Here is a 17,714-nt window from a genome sequence, read left to right on the forward strand (position 1 = left end):
CGCCGTAACACGGGCCGCCGATAACAAAAGTATGACGTTTATTCAGTGATACGGCGATAAATCACTGGTGTTTCTTCTGGCGCGTCATTCCCTAAGGTGATGGCCGCACGCACAGCCTCTGCCGCCTGCTGCCAGTCATCTTCGTTATTGGCATGGATCACCGCAAGTGGCTGCTGCCCATCAACACAGGTCCCCAAACGGGCCATATCCGTCAACCCTACACTATAATCAATGGGATCCGTTGCCCGACGGCGTCCCCCGCCGAGGGCGACCACCGCCATACCCAATGCGCGGGTATCCATTGCAGTAATGATTCCCGTCTGTTCAGCAAATACCGGTTTGCTTAGGGTAGCAACGGGCAGGTAGCTGTCATAGCGTTCAACAAAGTCTACCGGGCCTTTTTGCGCGGCCACCATACGGCCAAAGACTTCCGCCGCTTTGCCATTATCCAAAACCGCTTGCAGCTTGGCACGGGCATCGGCTTCATCATGCGCTAAACCGCCGGATAGCAACATTTCAACACACAGCGCCATAGTCACTTCCAGCAAACGTGGGTTGCGATATTCGCCCGTCAGGAAACGCACAGCTTCGCGGACTTCTACCCCATTACCGGCGCTGGATGCCAGGACTTGGTTCATGTCCGTCAGTAGCGCCGTGGTTTTGCAACCCGCGCCGTTTGCCACGCCAACAATCGCCTGCGCCAAATCAGCCGACAACGAGTAAGTTGGCATAAAGGCACCGGAACCGACTTTCACATCCATGACCAATGCATCCAGTCCTTCCGCCAATTTTTTGGCCAAAATGGAGGCCGTAATCAATGGAATCGAATCCACCGTCGCCGTAATATCGCGGGTCGCGTAAAAGCGCTTATCGGCGGGGGCCAGCGAGCTGGTCTGGCCGATAATTGCCACACCAACATTCTGAATGATTTTTCGGAACGCATTATCATCTGGGAAAATATCAAAACCGGGGATCGCCTCCAGTTTGTCCAGTGTGCCACCGGTATGACCAAGACCACGGCCAGAGATCATCGGCACATAACCGCCACAGGCTGCCACCATCGGGCCAAGCATCAATGACGTCACATCACCCACGCCACCAGTGGAGTGCTTATCTACCAGCGGGCCGTTCAAATTCAGACTCTTCCAATTCAGCACGGTACCGGAATCACGCATCGCCATGGTCAGCGCAACGCGCTCAGGCATACTCATGTCGTGGAAATAAATGGTCATCGCTAAAGCGGCAATTTGCCCTTCAGAAACAACGTTGTCGCGGATCCCATTGATAAAGAAACGAATCTCTTCTTCGCTCAGTGGCTGACCGTCGCGTTTTTTACGAATAATTTCTTGTGCCAGAAACAAGGCATCCCCCTGCTTGACCTGAATATGGGATGAAAGCCGCCCGTAGCCTGCTTTCGGAAATAGCGACACAGCAGGCCAGCAGCCTGCAGTGCATCAATTCAGTGTAATGATAATAACGTTAGTAACCGCTGCTCTTGGCGTCGCTCTGGTGACCCAATGTGGTCAACAAACTGGCGAGTAGACTGGAAGCACCAAAGCGGAAATGGCGAGCATCAGCCCAGCCTTCACCCATCAGTTGATCAGCCAATTGCAAAAATTGCGCGGCATCTTCGGCGGTACGGACACCACCCGCCGGTTTGAAGCCAACCGTTTCACCTACGCCTAACTCACGGATAGTGCGGATCATAATGTCTGCACTTTCCAACGTGGCATTCACCGGCACTTTACCGGTAGAGGTTTTAATAAAATCGGCACCCGCTTTGATTGCAATTTCAGAGGCCTGACGAATTAAATGCGCTTGCTTAAGTTCACCAGTTTCAATGATGACTTTCAGTAATACATTCGCGGTAACGCAAGCTTCTTTACACGTTTTCACTAATTCGAAGCCAACTTTATCGTTACCGGCCATTAATGCGCGATAAGGGAAAACCACATCCACTTCATCGGCACCATAAGCAATGGCAGCACGGGTTTCAGCCAACGCAATCGCAATATCATCATTACCATGAGGGAAATTGGTCACCGTGGCGATACGGATCTCAGGAGTACCCTGCTCACGTAAAGCCTTACGGGCAACCGGGATAAAGCGAGGATAAATACAAATTGCCGCGGTATTACCGGCCGGGCTTTTAGCCTGATGACATAGCGCGATCACTTTTTCATCGGTATCGTTGTCATTCAGGGTGGTTAAATCCATCAAACTTAGCGCGCGTTTAGCGTAATCGTTCAAATGCGCGCAGGCGGTTAAATCGGTCATAAAACTCTCCAACACTGTTTCAGCTCCGGCAGTTTGCCAAAAACTGAGCATGTAATTATGAGCAGAAAAGATCCTTGGCAGTCTCTCTCAGTGGTTAAGCTCAATACGTTGGCGAGCGGACTTGGTTCCTTGAAGATAGCCCCAGGGGACTCCCCTGGGTGGCAATTGAGATCCATCTCACCGCACTATTAACGGGTTCTGATATGTAATAATTTCGGTCATGTATTAATCAGTTCTGTCATATGATTTTCTACACAAGCTCCGGCATCCAATCAGCAAACCAATGGTACTATTTGAGCACGTTAGCACGCCCTGAGATGTGTTTAATTTCACATTAATCAATGGAACCATGTAACGGAATGGAATTATATGTGATTTAAATCACAAAATAACCCCATTTATGGTCTATTGACCTCGATTACGCTATTCGTATCAAGAATAGCTTATTACTGGGAATACGCCGGATAGCCGGTGCCGTTTTACAAAAACGGCACCTTATACATCACAGTGCCAAGAAGAAGCCGGCGATCGTCGCACTCATCAAATTCGACAACGTCCCTGCGGCCACCGCTTTCAGGCCAAAGCGCGCTATATCATGACGACGGCTAGGTGCCATGCTGCCTAACCCACCCAATAGAATAGCCACCGAAGACAAGTTGGCGAACCCACATAGGGCAAAAGAGATGATTGCTTTGGTGTGATCAGAGAGCACCTGTAAACCGGCCGCTTTCACCAGCTCGTCCGCCTGCAAATACTCACCAAAGTTCATGAAGGCCACGAACTCGTTAACAATAATCTTTTGGCCGATAAAGGAGCCCGCCACCATTGCTTCGCTCCATGGCACGCCGATCAGATAAGCGATTGGTGAGAACACCCAGCCCAGAATCAATTCCAGCGAGAGTTGCGGATAATCGAACCAACCGCCAATCCCCCCCAGAATGCCATTAAGCAGTGCAATCAATGCGATAAAGGCCAATAACATCGCCCCGACATTCAGCGCCAGTTGCATACCAGAGGCTGCCCCAGAGGCCGCAGCATCAATGACGTTAGCCGGACGATCTTCTTCCGCAATCAGTGCGGTAGCATCAACTTTATCGCGGGTTTGCTCGGTTTCAGGCACCATTAACTTGGCGAACAGTAACCCGCCTGGTGCTGCCATAAAGGAGGCGGCAATCAAATATTCCAATGGTACGCCCATTTGCGCATACCCGGCCAATACTGAGCCAGCAACCGAGGCCAGGCCACCACACATGACCGCAAACAGTTCTGACTGGGTCATAGTCGCAATATAGGGGCGAACAACTAACGGCGCTTCTGTCTGCCCAACGAAAATATTGGCTGTGGCAGAAAGAGACTCCGTCCGCGAGGTACCCAGCAGTTTTTGTAAACCACCGCCTAATACTTTAATAACAATTTGCATAATGCCGAGGTAATACAACACCGCAATCAATGACGAGAAGAATACAATTACCGGTAATACACGTAGGGCGAATACAAACCCCCCTCCGCCAAAAACTTCAAACATTTTGTCGGAAACCAATCCGCCAAAAATAAATGAGATCCCTTCATTACCATAAGCAATAACATTAGCGACCCCTTCCGACATCCCCCCCAGAATACGGCGGCCAACCGGTACATATAGCACCAGCGCACCAATCACCACTTGGATAATAAATGCACCGATGACAGTGCGAAGATTAATCGCCCTGGCATTACTTGAAAGCAGTACGGCGATTAATATCAGTACTGCCATCCCGACCAAACTCATGAGCATGTCGATATTCCTATTAATAATAAGGCTATTAGTCACATTGAAATGATGCCGGCAATTATAGCGTCATCACCTAGCCATCAAGCAATCCCCGTCACAAATAAACACAAGCGGAAGCAACTACAAAGATATAAATGTGATAACCGTCACATTAAAGTTCAATAACGAACAATATGTATGCTTACTGTTAGCATGAATGGGCCGAGTAAAGATAAAAGCTAACACCGCTGCAGCGTCAAGGACGAAGATAAAAGGAAGACCCCAACGTCATTGGCGTTGCAGCAAGGCAGCAAGCGAACAAATCCCGATGAGCTTACTCAAGTAAGTGATTCGGGTGAGTGAGTGAAGCTAACGCCGCTGCAGCGTCAAGGACGAAGGGGAGGCAGGGAAAATAAACGCTGGCTATTACACATCAACTCAGCCGCAATCTCATCGGCTGGCTCTGGGCGCAGCTCACACAAGGCGGCAAACACATTGGCTGCTCGTTCAGGGCGATTGGCTTGCCCTTGAAAACTCGCCACAGGCATATCGGGTGCATCGGTTTCCAAGAGCAACGAGGAGAGCGGCAATGAGGCCATAACATGACGGGTTTTCTGCGCTCGTTCATAAGTGATGGTCCCCCCCACACCAATGTAATAACCTAGGCGAATAAAGGCTTGCGCCTGCGCTAAACTGCCCGCAAAACCATGTATCACACCCGCGCGCGGCAACGCGGCTTTACGCAATGCCGCAGCCAGTGGATCGTGTGAGCGGCGTGAATGCAAAATAACTGGCAAATCATGCTGTTTGGCCAGTTCAAGCTGCATATTCAGGATTACTAACTGATGTGGAAACTGCGGCTCATCCATATACAGATCGAGGCCAATCTCACCTATTGCCACCAGTTTCGGTGATTTATCTGCCAAAAGAGATGCCAATGTTGCCATATCGGCATCCTCATGTTCAGCAATATACAGAGGGTGTAAGCCAAGAGCCGCAAACAATGGGGGATAACAATTGGCTAACGCCAAAATACGGGAAAAATATGCTGCCTTGACCGAAGGAACAATCAATTGCCTGACATTCGCCTCTGCCGCACAGGCTAAACTCGCGGCTTCATCACCGGTGAACGGAGGGAAATCAAAATGACAGTGGGTATCGATAAAATACGGCATCGGCTTATCTGGCGCTCTCATCACACAGTATTACCTTTATTTTTTTGTCAGATCCGGTGGCAAAGTGATATCGACGGGTAAAGAGCTAGACTTCACTTGTTCAGTATCAGTCAGCGATACAGGATCAAGCGCCCCATTTATTTGCACTGCCTTTGCCGTTGTCTGCACCTCGGAAGGCGCGGTGAGATCAGATAACGTGACAGGCGGCTCTGTGGAGAGTACAGCGGTAAAACGTTCTTTAGGCCGACTATACTCATATCTATCATTCGGCTGATTAATATTCTGTGGCTGGATAATGCGGCGCGAGAGAGGAATGGAGGTTTTATCACTATCCCCCAACGACTCACGAGGTAATAACCAACGCCCAATAGTTGCCAGAAAATAGCGGCCACAGCGACGGCCTAAATGATAGTCACGATTCAGAGCCACCGCCCCGCTCCCCAATGCCTTGCTGGCGAGTGGTTTTGATGGGAAAATTTCGAAAATTCGTACATCGCCCGGCGGTTTCTCGATAAATTGCTGAATACGATGATAACTCCGCTCATGCTGCTGCATAATCCGCACCAATTGCTGCAAGCTGCTTTCACTCAGCCATTGTTCAATCCGCTTAAGCCATTGCGGCGCATAATTAGCCTGCGAAGGAACCGTGCGGATCACCACTATCGTCTCTGCACCACGGCGATAAGCCTCTTCTACCGGGATCGCATCGCTGATACCCCCATCCAGATAACTCACACCATCCAACTCAACGCCCTGCCGATATAAACCGGGGATGGCACTGGAGGCTTTAATCGCTGTTAGCCAGTTTTCCCGGGTTGGGGAAATATACGTTGGTTCGAAATCATCACTACGACAAGCGCACATTAAAAACTCGCGCCCCTGACGCAAATATTGTTCAGCGTGATCGAATGCCAGAGGGTACTGTTGGGAAGTGATATCCACTAGCCAATCGAGATCAATTAAATTACCCCCACGTACAAAGCGTAAGGGGTTAAAAAAATTGGCTGTGGTGGTGTAACGGGTAATAACTCGCCGTGCGTAACCGGGTTGCCCACAAATAAAGGCAGATAAATTTTGCGCCCCTGCTGAGGTGCCAATCATGAGATCAAAAGGGTTAAAGCGAGCACGTTGGAATTCATCCAGCACACCGGCTGTAAAAATCCCCCGTTGCCCGCCGCCCTCACAGACTAACGCCATTTTACCGGGTTGATAGGGTTTATAGGATTTATAGGCAAGTGGCTCAATATTACCGAGCGTAATAGGTATTCTGTATCCCACCATCTATCCTTAATTCATGACGAACAGGTGTTGACGATACCCCTTATTGCCCTTTGCTGTCACCCCTACTGCCTTGTTAAAGGTGTTTACGTCCCGTAAACAGACTGATGAGGAACAAAATAATCCCCACCACAAAGACCACTTTTGCCGCCCAAGCCGCAGTACCTGCCAATCCACCAAAACCTAATGCGGCCGCGATTAACGCAATAATCAGAAAAATAATGCCCCAGCGAAACATAAGCTTCTCCTTCCGGTTTAAAGATAAGGTGCCTGATTAAACAGACACCATTTCATTTGGCTCTCAGAGGAAATTAACTCAGCTGACGAACGGCGTGGGGGATACCTTATTTATCGATATCCAACAGGATATATTCCATGCCATACGTCGCCAGCTGAATAATTATTAAGGATTGATGTTCAAGTCGTTTTTAACGCTTTTTACGCCGTTTACCGCTTTAGCAATACTTTCTGCACGTTCAGATTGGGCTTTATTCTCAACATCACCCGATAGCTGTACGACACCATCGGTCGTTTCTACCTTAATTTTACGTGACGGTACGATATCATCCGCCAGTAATTTTGCTTTAACACTGCTGGTGGTCGCAGCATCGCCCGCATATTCACTGACCGACTGTGATTTCTGGTCTTTTACGTGCAATTTGTCGCTGACAGATTTAACCCCTTCAACGTTACCGGCAATTTCAACCGCGGTTTCAATTTCGGCCTGAGAATTAAGAAAACCACTCAGTGTCACGACGCCATTGCTCGTTTCGACAGAAATATCGGTGCTTTTAAGTGATTTTTCTTCCAATAACGCGCTTTTTACTTTCGCCGTGACTGCGCTATCGCTCATGTAATTATCAACTTTCTTCATGGAGCTATCGATTTTGGCACCAGTACTGTCCACTGTGCTGGCTGCTTTATTCAGTAACGTGTCTTCGGCCAGAACACTGCCACTGATAAGGGCAGAACCTAAAACAACCGTCATCACTGAACGGGAAAATTGTGTGTTCTTCATCGATATTTTCCTTTTTTGTTATGAATCCTTTCATGGGTTATGAAACCCCAACAAGAGGATCCTTACACCACCTTAAGGCGGTGACCCCTAAACGAATAGTTACAGTTATTGCAGGTTTATTGAGCTAAGTTTGATGCAAGTCAATCCTGCCTGTACCTATTAAAGATAGAGCATCACAGAAGAAATACAGTCGGAATCGGACTAAAACAGGATTTTTATCGCTAAGTAGGAATTATCTTAGGAAGAACATATCGAATAAGATTGATGAATCGGGGTAATAGATACCCCGATAGAATGCGGCTTGCAGCAGGTTCGTTAGCAGTAAACTTAGTGCTCGCGTGTTTTGCGGAAAATAACGTCCGGGTAACGCTCTTGTGTAATATTGAGATTAACCATCGTGGGCGCGATGTAACTTAAATTATCACCACCGTCTAAGGCCAAATTAAGTTCATTCTTACGTTTGAACTCCTCGAATTTCTTCACGTCATTACATTCGACCCAACGCGCGGTAGAAACGTTAACTGATTCATACACCGCTTCCACGTTGTATTCACTCTTCAAGCGGGAAGAGACCACTTCAAACTGTAGCACCCCCACAGCACCCACGATCAAATCGTTGTTGCTCAGTGGGCGGAACACCTGAACGGCTCCCTCTTCTGACAACTGAACCAAGCCTTTTAACAACTGCTTCTGCTTTAATGGATCACGCAGGCGAATGCGGCGGAACAATTCAGGGGCAAAGTTAGGAATACCGGTGAATTTCATATCTTCACCTTGAGTGAAGGTATCACCGATCTGGATAGTGCCATGGTTATGTAAGCCGATAATATCGCCAGCATAGGCCTCTTCAACGTGAGAACGGTCACCGGCCATAAAGGTCAGTGCATCTGAAATCACCACGTCTTTCTTGGTCCGTACCTGACGCAGCTTCATCCCTTTCTCAAAACGGCCAGACACCACGCGCATAAAGGCCACACGGTCACGGTGTTTCGGATCCATATTGGCCTGAATTTTGAAAACGAAACCAGTGAACTTTTCTTCAGAGGCGACCACTACGCGGGTATCAGTTTTACGTGGCATCGGTGCCGGTGCCCATTCGACCAAGCCATCTAGCATATGGTCCACACCGAAGTTACCCAACGCAGTACCAAAAAAGACGGGGGTTAAATCACCGGACAGGAAAGCCTCATGATCAAACTCGTGGGAAGCGCCCTGAACCAGTTCCAGCTCCTGACGGAACTGCTTGGCCAAGTCTTCGCCAACAGCCACATCCAGATCTGGGTTATTCAGCCCTTTAACGATGCGGACTTCCTGAATGGTATGGCCTTTACCGCTTTGATACAGATAAGTTTCGTCTTTATAAAGGTGATAAACCCCTTTAAACAACTTACCACAGCCAATCGGCCAGGTGATGGGGGAGCAGGCGATCTTCAGCTCACGCTCGACTTCATCCAGAACTTCCATTGGATCACGAATTTCGCGGTCCAATTTGTTCATAAAGGTCAGAATTGGCGTATCGCGCAGACGGGTCACTTCCATCAATTTTCGGGTCCGGTCTTCTACCCCTTTGGCCGCATCGATCACCATCAAACAGCAGTCAACCGCCGTCAGTGTGCGATACGTATCTTCGGAGAAGTCTTCATGCCCTGGGGTATCAAGCAGATTGACCAGACAGCCGCCATACGGAAACTGCATTACAGACGTGGTAATGGAGATACCACGTTGTTTTTCCATTTCCATCCAGTCAGATTTGGCATGATGACTTGAGCCACGGCCTTTTACTGTCCCGGCAGTCTGAATTGCATGTCCGAACAGCAACACTTTTTCGGTAATGGTTGTTTTACCGGCATCGGGGTGGGAAATGATCGCAAAAGTACGTCTTTTCGCGACTTCCAGAGCATATTCACTAGGAGACATAGTTGAAGTTTCTACTTTTAGGCCGCCCTGCTCTGAGCCTCACATTTTATTGCTATGTGGGTCAGGCAAAGCGAGACATTGATTATTGCGCGATATTTTCCCTGATTTATGCGAGATAGACAATCGGCGAAAGCATCAGCACGTCTAAGATGACGATAAAAAAACAATAAAACGGCGCTATGCCATTGGCAACGCCATCATAATGGCATCTTCACGCCCATTCGCACTTGGGTAATAGTTACGGCGCACAGACACTTCGTTAAACCCCAGGCTTTCATACAAGGCGATCGCCCGTGCGTTTGAAGCCCGAACCTCAAGCCAAAGCGTGACAATATTACGCGCCTCCAACTGTTCAATCAGATGTTCGAGCAGCAAACGGCCATAACCTTGGCGCTGATACTGTGGATCGATGGCGATATTGAACAGTGTGGCTTCATCCAACACTATTTGGGTAATAGCGAAGCCCGCCATTTCCTGGCCGATGCTCAACTTAAAATTGAGGTACCGGTCGCCCTGATTACTGACGAAAGTTTTTTCCGTCCATGGGAACGCATGGCTGGCTTGCTCAATTTGGTACGCTGTGGCCAGATCGTCTGGCGTCAGGATAGAAATCTGCTTCATAATGACAAATCTGCTGCCAAAGTGCGCGCTTAGCGCCCGCATCTTGATAAAGCCCAGCTAATTCCGGGCTATGTAATTGCGCACCGGCCACCGCAAGCGGTTCACTGATGCCCAATCGCCAACTGTTGCACTGCGTATCTTCCGGCAACATCGCGACCTGATCCGGCGTCAAGGCATAAACCTGGTGGGGCGTGAGGCCCAAACTGCGCAGCACATCGCACAGCAGTGGATCACTATGTTCAGGCAGTTGCTGTGCCACAATCAGCAGGCGGGTATCTTCAGGTAAATGTATTGCAATCTCACCCTGCAAGACGGCAGGACGGCGCAATACCCACTGCGTAATACCAAGCTGTTGTAACAGCAAGTCTCGTCTTGATGCCATGCTATTTCCTGTCAGAGCAAGCCGTAATTTGGCGCTATGCTAGCAAACCCATCGAACATGCGCCAACAAACCTCTATAATCCCCGATTATATTATTAAGGAGCCAAAGACTGATGTCAGCATTAACCCCAGCCAGTGAAGTGATACTGCGCCATAGTGATGAATTTATAGCCCGCCACGTACTGTTTGCCGGTGATTTACAAGATGCGCTGCCAGCGCAATTTGATGCAGCCGGGGTACGGGTTCACACCAATCAATATCACCACTGGCAATTACTGAGCAACACGCTGGAAGAGAATGTGCAATTCGGTCTTTTAGCCACTGCAGAAACTCTCGCGACTTGCGACACCCTGGTTTACTACTGGCCCAAAAGCAAACAAGAAGCCCAGTTCCAGTTGGCTAATCTGCTTTCTATACTGCCTGTTGGCACCGATATTTTTGTTGTGGGTGAAAACCGCAGTGGTGTACGCAGCGCGGAAGAAATGTTGGCAGACTTCGCGCAGTTAACCAAGATAGACAGCGCTCGCCGCTGTGGTTTGTACCATGGCCGTCTAGACAAACAGACAGAATTTGATGCCGATGCCTGGTGGGAAAGCTATCAGGTCGGTGGTGTGACGGTCAAAACATTGCCAGGTGTCTTCAGCCGCGATTCACTGGACTCGGGTAGTCATCTGTTGCTGTCCACCTTTAGCGAGCCATTTAAAGGCAGCGTATTGGATGTCGGTTGTGGTGCTGGGGTGTTAGCCTCGGTCCTAGCTCAGCAATCGCCAAAAATCAAATGGACGTTGAGTGATGTCAGCGCCGCTGCCATTGAAGCCAGCCGGGCCACATTGGCGGTGAATAATATTGAGGCGCAAGTGATTGCCAGTAACGTCTATTCCGACATCAAAGGTCGCTTTGAGATGATCATTTCGAACCCACCTTTCCATGATGGGATCCAAACCAGCCTGACCGCCGCTGAGATGCTGATCCGTGGAGCGACCGCTCACCTGCATGTGGGGGGAAAGTTGCGCATCGTAGCGAACTCCTTCCTGCCGTATCCTGCCTTGCTGGATGCCGCATTTGGTAGCCACGAAGTGCTGGCACAGAATGGCCGCTTTAAAGTATATCAAGCAACTGTCGGGCGCCCGCCACGGGATCCGAAGAAAAAACGTTAGTATTAAAGCAGTAAGATTCAAACAGTAAGACAAGCCACCTCTTCCATGCCGTAGCATTCATTCGCTACGGTATGGGACGGGAACATCACATCCAGTACAACTCACGCGCTATGCCATTCATTTATCAAGCCAATGAATCAACAGATGATGCTTTTTACAGCAAACATCCCGCTTAGGGGAAATAACTATTGACCTGTACGTGAAAGTCTCTAGAATTCGCCTCCGTGGTTGTATCACAAAAGTCATGTTCCCGGTACGCGATGGTGGCGGAATTGGTAGACGCGCTAGCTTCAGGTGTTAGTGTTCTTACGGACGTGAGGGTTCAAGTCCCTCCCTTCGCACCAAACAGTCTTTTGTAGCAAATCTGTGTATCAGATTGGTATTAATCCTAAATAGTTCGGGTTGCAGGAAGGCAGTCAACACATCGGCAACGTGAAGTATAACGGGTAAACAGCCCCAAAATAGCAGTAAGATTTATATTACGCAGCACATGCGATGGTGGCGGAATTGGTAGACGCGCTAGCTTCAGGTGTTAGTGTTCTTACGGACGTGAGGGTTCAAGTCCCTCCCTTCGCACCAAGCTGGTGATATAAATCCTAAGTAGAAGTGCTAGCTATAAATTGATAGTAAGAAATTAATAGTAAGAAATCATTTGGGCGATGGTGGCGGAATTGGTAGACGCGCTAGCTTCAGGTGTTAGTGTTCTTACGGACGTGAGGGTTCAAGTCCCTCCCTTCGCACCACGATGATTTCAGTTTTTCCGTAACCTCCGCTATACACTGACCCCACCTTCACACATGTAGCAAATCCCACAATATATACATATTTATCCATTTCAACGTAAATAACCCACACTGTTACTTACTGTATTACCTAATTTTTTATATTTATATTATCCCCGATTATCTGATACCCCCTATCAAGACACACCACTGTGCATTAGCATTAACGCGACCAAACCGCCTAACAGCGCCATACAAGATGGCAGTAACAAAAAGTGCCGCAACCGCGCGTGGTACAACATGCTGACGGTTGCCAGCATCGCCACGACGATAAGAATGCGCAATTGGCCGACAGAGATATCTACCCAGCCCAGTACAGGTAACAAGGTAAAAGGCAGTAATATCCCCCAGCCACTGGACATGCCACGGCTGAGCAACCCGGTGATCCCCCACGAACGGTAAGCTGCAAGTGTCGATGCAATCATGATGATGGCCTCAAGTGATAATGATAACCAATATCATATATCACTCTATGGTGCTCTGCACCATGAGGTTATTGACAAAGTGCCCGCGACGGAGAGAACAGGCAGATCGTAAAGACGCCATAAACCCTTCCCTGGGGGCTCGAGCCGCGCCATCCTTGGCGCGGACTCTTTACTCTTCTGCCTATCCTCACCGTTCAAGAATGAGTCATCGAGGTTTGTCAGCAGTCTGACCATGTCGTTATCTACACTCTCATGTCATATGCATCATTTTGCGCAGTTGAACGACATCATGATGACAGGCTGAAACAAAAATGGTAATTTTGGCTAAGAAAAATCCTAAAGAAATGTTAAAACGATTTAAACAATAATAATTCCCAACAAAAATTATTTGTCGTGATGTCTGAATAAATACCTCACGAGGATATGATTTATTAGTCTACTGACAGCACGATATTATGCAGAGTGAATTGAATATGAATAGCCACTCCTACGATCAGCTTTTGAAAAGCAAGCATCGGCTCTCTCTACTGCTTTTCCTATTTCTTAATGCATCATCAGCTATTTTCAGCATGCTATCATCGTCGCCTAAAACCCCCCCGGTAACGTTCCCCGTGGTGATGATTGCTGTTATAAACTTGAGCGCGGCGGCTTATCTGATTTTTATTTCAAAGAACTATATTGATAAAAAGAGCTATGTTGACAAAAATGACTATGCGAATAAATTGAATTTATTTTCAATCATCATCGGTGTACTTTGGGCATGGCAAATCATTCTTAAATATGAATATCTAGAGACTAACGAAGATAATTACTTATTACTCAGTCTGTTTACGATCTTTTTTATCAGTACCATTGCTTTGTCTGATAATTTTTTCGCGTTTTGTCTGCATACGGCACCTTCGGCAATAACTGTTATCTTACTGGATGATTTTCATAATATTTTCCGCATTATATTTACCATCATGTTACCGCTGATTGGTTTTTCTTTACATCACTTGATGTTGCGTCGAACTGATAACTTTACCCGTAAGCTGGTTGATCACCTTTCCAACGAAAGAGAAAAATTCAGTGATTTAAGCATGATAGACCCTCTGACTAGTTTGTATAATCGCCGTGGGCTGGAGAGCAAACTCGAAACATTGTTATCTCAGTCACCGGGAAATCATTATGTTCTGCTGCTCGATATCGATCACTTTAAAGCCTATAACGACAACTATGGCCATACCATGGGCGATCAGGCTCTGGTACGGGTTTCGGCGGCTATTCGTGATGCTGTGCGCTCAAGAGATATCGTGGTGCGCTACGGTGGTGAAGAGTTTCTCGTACTCCTGACACATGTCAGTGAAGAGTATGCCAGCCAACTGGCAGAGCGTGTACGCCAGCGCGTTTTAGGCCTGGATATTCCACATGTATTTAATCATAAGGTCTCGACGACAGTCACCTTGAGTGCGGGTATTTCCCCCCTGCAAGCCTATGACTTGGCCGCTTCATTGAAAGCCGCGGATGAAGCGCTCTACCGGGCCAAGAAAAATGGCCGTAATAGCATCGAGTTTGCTAAAGATGAATTATCAAATGTGCAGTCTTCGCCTTAATTAAATAGCTGAACATGCGGACACTCCATGCTGGTTGTTATTTTTAATGATTAATTATCGAGTTAAATACTGCACATTTAATTTCACTTCTATTACGTTCTTAAACAGTCTTATTATTCATTCAAGATAATTTAATCGGTTTATCAGTTGGTTTATCCGATTTATTTAAGCAGATCACTCTGTTTAAAAAACAGAGAAAATAGCCTTTTTAATAAAAAACTGACTCACAGGTTTTCATTTTAACACCCCATTTACCCTTCTTGGTGACACCTCAATCATCGCACTCAACCACTTATGATCTTGAATAATATTCAACAGGGAAATGCCATACCCTATAATTCGGGATATGACTAAACTAATCATCAGCGTCTCTGCGTCAATATAAAACTATTTGTCGATATATACCCGTTGTCCTTCAAGATGCAAGAAGGCGGCCTTATTGGGTATAGGCCGCACCAGATGAGAAGTGAAACGATCATGGTGAAACGCCACTTTTTGGATTATCCGCCAGCTTAAAGGCAGTAAACCGCGATTAATATGAGGCTACTGTACAGTCCAATCAGGGAAAATCATGGGCAATGTGAACGCTTTTAGTTGCTCAGCAGACAACTGACGCCGCCCTTCATTAATTTCAGCCCCCGGCCCCTGACTGTTCGCCTCAAAGAAGCGTGAGTCTTGCGGATAGAACCAGATTTTCTCGCCTTGCTTATCTTTTCCAGACATTTTATCCCAGCCATAAATGTGATCATCCATTACGGTATTGATAAATACCGCCTGTCCAATAGCCGCAGGATCAGCATAACGGCCATCATCAAACGCTGTAGTGGGGTGCCACGGACGCCCTAACGCAAAACTTTTAGCAGGTACTCCTGGCTCTTTGGTTAAACGGCTATTGAGAACAATCAGGCCATAAGGTACGGTGTTTTGGGTACTGGGTGCCGTAATGTAACCATAAGGTGGGGAGATATCATTGCGATCACGGGCAATGATATTGCAGCGATCAAATACCGTCACCCCTGAGCCAAAAATAAAATCGACGTGGCCACTGATGTCACAATCGGTAAAGTAACTGCGACTGCCCGTTTTGCTGTAAAGCGTATCTTGGTACCCCTCAAGTTTGACTTGCCTAAAGCGAGCTTTATCACTTTTTTCCGCTAATAACAGCGCCACCGCTTGCGTGTCTTTTAATTTCGTCGGGTCACCCTCTGCTTTCGCCTGATTAGCAGGGAAATCAAAGTCATTACGAATCGTCAAATTTTCTGCAGTAAAATTGGCTGCATTCACCAATACCGTGCTGCTGCCAGAGGTTCCCCATTTCATCCCTTGTGGGTTGAGCATACCCGCGGCGGTATTCGCGCCAATCACCGTCGTATCACGCTCCTCACCTTTCAGCGTCACATTGTCACGATTGACCTCAAGCCGTTCGGTATAAACGCCTTTTTTAAGGAAAATAACAAACGGAGAATTATCTGTCGGTGCTGATTGTAACGCTGCATTAATTGAAGAGAACTCATTGCCCTGCGCCATGGCAGAAACCACGGCATTGTACTGTGCCGCGCTGACTTCACCTAAAACGGCAAATGATATCAATCCTAATAATAGTGTCTTACTCAGAGCATTAATTGGCATGAATTACCCTCAGTTTTTAACATCCAGCAGATTAAAATCGATTGTTCGCTATTAGCATTGATAAAAATCACGTCTAGCTGTTGATAAAAAGCACGTCAAGTTCAATGACGAAAGCCTACTCTACACAAAATGAAACGCCATTCCATTTAAGTGGATCACACTTTTATCTATCTATGATAAAAATCAAGTTTTGCCAGATTTCTATTAACAATAGATATAAATAAACAAGTAAATAAGCCATTAGTCATATATCTAACCATTATTTATAACGGCATGGTGTTACAGGAAAATGATTATCGATGAAATATATTTAATTAATTTTAGGAGAAATAATAAGTTATTACCACTTGTTTAATTTATATATTTTAGATATAAAAATAGTTCATCCAAAGCCACCACTCAAAAATATAAACCACAGGGTAATAATTATAATTAGATCACATGCTCATATTTTATTATTAAGAATATAATTTACACCATAAATAATTCTAATTGCAGAAGTGAGGCAAGCGAGAGAACCCTAATGAGCTTAAATGAGTAAATTATTAGAATGATAACTGTTATTGACACTTAATGTCACGAGCAGATTTTAACGTTATATGTAGCTTTAATTAACTTGAGTATACATATATTATTATTAGCATTATCCACCAATGACATTCTAATGAAACAGGATAGAATCTTTATGGGAATTAAATATAACATAATTCAGTTTGAAATTAATGAGCTAGGAATAGATATTAATTTAGCTAACAAGGCATTCTCCTTTGAATTATTACCATGGGATCATAATGATGTAAAATTGTCTCAATTAAGATTTCTTATGAAAAAGTTAATTGCTGAAAAAAAATTATTCTGGAGGAAGCACAATGTTATTTAGATGATATTTTTATACCAGAGAAAATAAAAAAACTCATATCTTGTTTATCTAAAATAGATAAACAAACTTTCTATTCCTATAAACCTTTTAGGAAAAGAAGTATTAGCCAGTTCATCGTTGAATTGACAAACAACCAATGGGAAGTAAAAAATATTGAGCTTCCACAACTTACCACGTTTACACAGCCCGCCGATCACTTTACAGATCTAAGAAGATTAACACGTAGGTTTTCACCAATGGACCCAATGATCGTTCACTCACCTGAATTAACAGTCATAATTATAAATATCGTAAAGATGCTAAAGGAATGTGAATCCCAAAGAGAAATAAAAAAAGTAGCAGTGACTTGCCATCAGATCTCATTAATTTTAGATAACGCAGAGGCGTCAGTAAGTAACTCTCCGGAAGGATTACATCAAGATGGAAGCGATTATATCATCTCCGCATTAGTTATTGACAAATACAATATAATAGGAGAAACAAGTGAACTATATTGCTCTGAAAAAAAAGAAGTCATTAAATCTCACACACTGAGCAAAGGAGAAGGACTATTCCATATAGATAAAAACTCTACAATATGGCACAAAGTCACACCTATAACGCGTAAAGATTCATCAATAAAAATAGGTTATAGGAATATTTTAGGATTCGACATAAATTATATTAAATAACGTTACACTTCACATTACAAATAAAAACCAGTTGAAATAAATGAAAAAAACAAAGAAATCATCTTGTCATTACTTTTTTTAATTCATGGGATAGCGTATGCTAAATAACTGCGCTTAATACCGCTACACTTTTGTTAGCCCATGTTTGTTGCCCGGAAAAG

The 17,714-nt window shown here is 45.9% G+C and carries 14 protein-coding genes, 3 tRNA genes and 1 pseudogene; 6 read left to right on the forward strand and 12 right to left on the reverse strand.

The window, feature by feature from the left end:
- Positions 1 to 38 precede the first annotated feature (38 nt).
- From deoA to AC971_RS05390, 10 genes are all read right to left on the reverse strand, one after another.
- Entirely contained in the window at positions 39 to 1,361 is a 1,323-nt protein-coding gene (gene deoA / locus AC971_RS05350) for a thymidine phosphorylase (RefSeq protein ID WP_144236116.1), read from the reverse strand.
- Between the two features lie 118 nt (positions 1,362 to 1,479).
- Positions 1,480 to 2,277, reverse strand: coding sequence for a deoxyribose-phosphate aldolase (gene deoC, locus AC971_RS05355; protein WP_025382498.1), 798 nt, complete (start codon positions 2,275 to 2,277; stop codon positions 1,480 to 1,482).
- A 502-nt stretch (positions 2,278 to 2,779) separates the two neighbouring features.
- Positions 2,780 to 4,051 carry a NupC/NupG family nucleoside CNT transporter gene (locus AC971_RS05360; RefSeq protein WP_025382497.1) on the reverse strand — a complete coding sequence of 424 codons (1,272 nt, stop codon included), beginning with the start codon at positions 4,049 to 4,051 and terminating at the stop codon, positions 2,780 to 2,782.
- A gap of 362 nt (positions 4,052 to 4,413) precedes the next feature.
- Complete coding sequence (locus AC971_RS05365; protein ID WP_038402536.1) at positions 4,414 to 5,202, reverse strand: TatD family hydrolase; 789 nt, start codon at positions 5,200 to 5,202, stop codon at positions 4,414 to 4,416.
- Between the two features lie 36 nt (positions 5,203 to 5,238).
- Positions 5,239 to 6,483 (reverse strand): patatin-like phospholipase family protein, encoded by a 1,245-nt coding sequence (locus AC971_RS05370; protein ID WP_025382495.1) that lies wholly within the window; start codon positions 6,481 to 6,483, stop codon positions 5,239 to 5,241.
- Between the two features lie 73 nt (positions 6,484 to 6,556).
- On the reverse strand, positions 6,557 to 6,718 hold the full coding sequence (locus AC971_RS21780) for a DUF1328 domain-containing protein (protein ID WP_038402118.1): 162 nt from the start codon (positions 6,716 to 6,718) through the stop codon (positions 6,557 to 6,559).
- 165 nt (positions 6,719 to 6,883) lie between these two features.
- Entirely contained in the window at positions 6,884 to 7,498 is a 615-nt protein-coding gene (osmY, locus tag AC971_RS05375; RefSeq protein ID WP_025382494.1) for a molecular chaperone OsmY, read from the reverse strand.
- A gap of 327 nt (positions 7,499 to 7,825) precedes the next feature.
- Positions 7,826 to 9,415 (reverse strand): peptide chain release factor 3, encoded by a 1,590-nt coding sequence (gene prfC / locus AC971_RS05380; protein WP_025382493.1) that lies wholly within the window; start codon positions 9,413 to 9,415, stop codon positions 7,826 to 7,828.
- 177 nt (positions 9,416 to 9,592) lie between these two features.
- Positions 9,593 to 10,036 (reverse strand): ribosomal protein S18-alanine N-acetyltransferase, encoded by a 444-nt coding sequence (gene rimI / locus AC971_RS05385; RefSeq protein ID WP_025382492.1) that lies wholly within the window; start codon positions 10,034 to 10,036, stop codon positions 9,593 to 9,595.
- A complete protein-coding gene (locus tag AC971_RS05390) occupies positions 9,981 to 10,418 on the reverse strand; it encodes a DNA polymerase III subunit psi (RefSeq protein ID WP_025382491.1) in 438 nt (145 codons plus the stop codon). Before AC971_RS05390 ends, rimI begins: the two co-directional genes overlap by 56 nt.
- A gap of 112 nt (positions 10,419 to 10,530) precedes the next feature.
- Between AC971_RS05390 and rsmC the strand changes: the two genes are divergently transcribed.
- From rsmC to AC971_RS05410, 4 genes are all read left to right on the forward strand, one after another.
- Entirely contained in the window at positions 10,531 to 11,574 is a 1,044-nt protein-coding gene (rsmC, locus tag AC971_RS05395) for a 16S rRNA (guanine(1207)-N(2))-methyltransferase RsmC (protein WP_025382490.1), read from the forward strand.
- Between the two features lie 257 nt (positions 11,575 to 11,831).
- A tRNA-Leu gene (locus AC971_RS05400) sits at positions 11,832 to 11,918 on the forward strand.
- Between the two features lie 148 nt (positions 11,919 to 12,066).
- A tRNA-Leu gene (locus AC971_RS05405) sits at positions 12,067 to 12,153 on the forward strand.
- Positions 12,154 to 12,230: 77 nt separating this feature from the next.
- A tRNA-Leu gene (locus AC971_RS05410) sits at positions 12,231 to 12,317 on the forward strand.
- Between the two features lie 176 nt (positions 12,318 to 12,493).
- On the opposite strand, the gene AC971_RS05415 is transcribed toward AC971_RS05410, so the two are convergent.
- Positions 12,494 to 12,781 (reverse strand): DUF1435 domain-containing protein, encoded by a 288-nt coding sequence (locus AC971_RS05415; protein ID WP_038402117.1) that lies wholly within the window; start codon positions 12,779 to 12,781, stop codon positions 12,494 to 12,496.
- A 455-nt stretch (positions 12,782 to 13,236) separates the two neighbouring features.
- Here AC971_RS05415 and AC971_RS05420 point away from each other — a divergent pair, with 455 nt between their 5' ends.
- Positions 13,237 to 14,373 (forward strand): GGDEF domain-containing protein, encoded by a 1,137-nt coding sequence (locus AC971_RS05420; protein ID WP_025382489.1) that lies wholly within the window; start codon positions 13,237 to 13,239, stop codon positions 14,371 to 14,373.
- A 543-nt stretch (positions 14,374 to 14,916) separates the two neighbouring features.
- On the opposite strand, the gene AC971_RS05425 is transcribed toward AC971_RS05420, so the two are convergent.
- Entirely contained in the window at positions 14,917 to 16,002 is a 1,086-nt protein-coding gene (locus AC971_RS05425) for a pectinesterase family protein (protein WP_025382488.1), read from the reverse strand.
- Positions 16,003 to 16,687: 685 nt separating this feature from the next.
- Here AC971_RS05425 and AC971_RS25575 point away from each other — a divergent pair.
- A pseudogene (locus tag AC971_RS25575) lies at positions 16,688 to 17,553 on the forward strand (2OG-Fe dioxygenase family protein).
- The last annotated feature ends 161 nt before the right edge of the window (positions 17,554 to 17,714 follow it).

The organism is Yersinia similis (assembly GCF_001053095.1).
In the GTDB taxonomy this organism is placed as follows: domain Bacteria; phylum Pseudomonadota; class Gammaproteobacteria; order Enterobacterales; family Enterobacteriaceae; genus Yersinia; species Yersinia similis.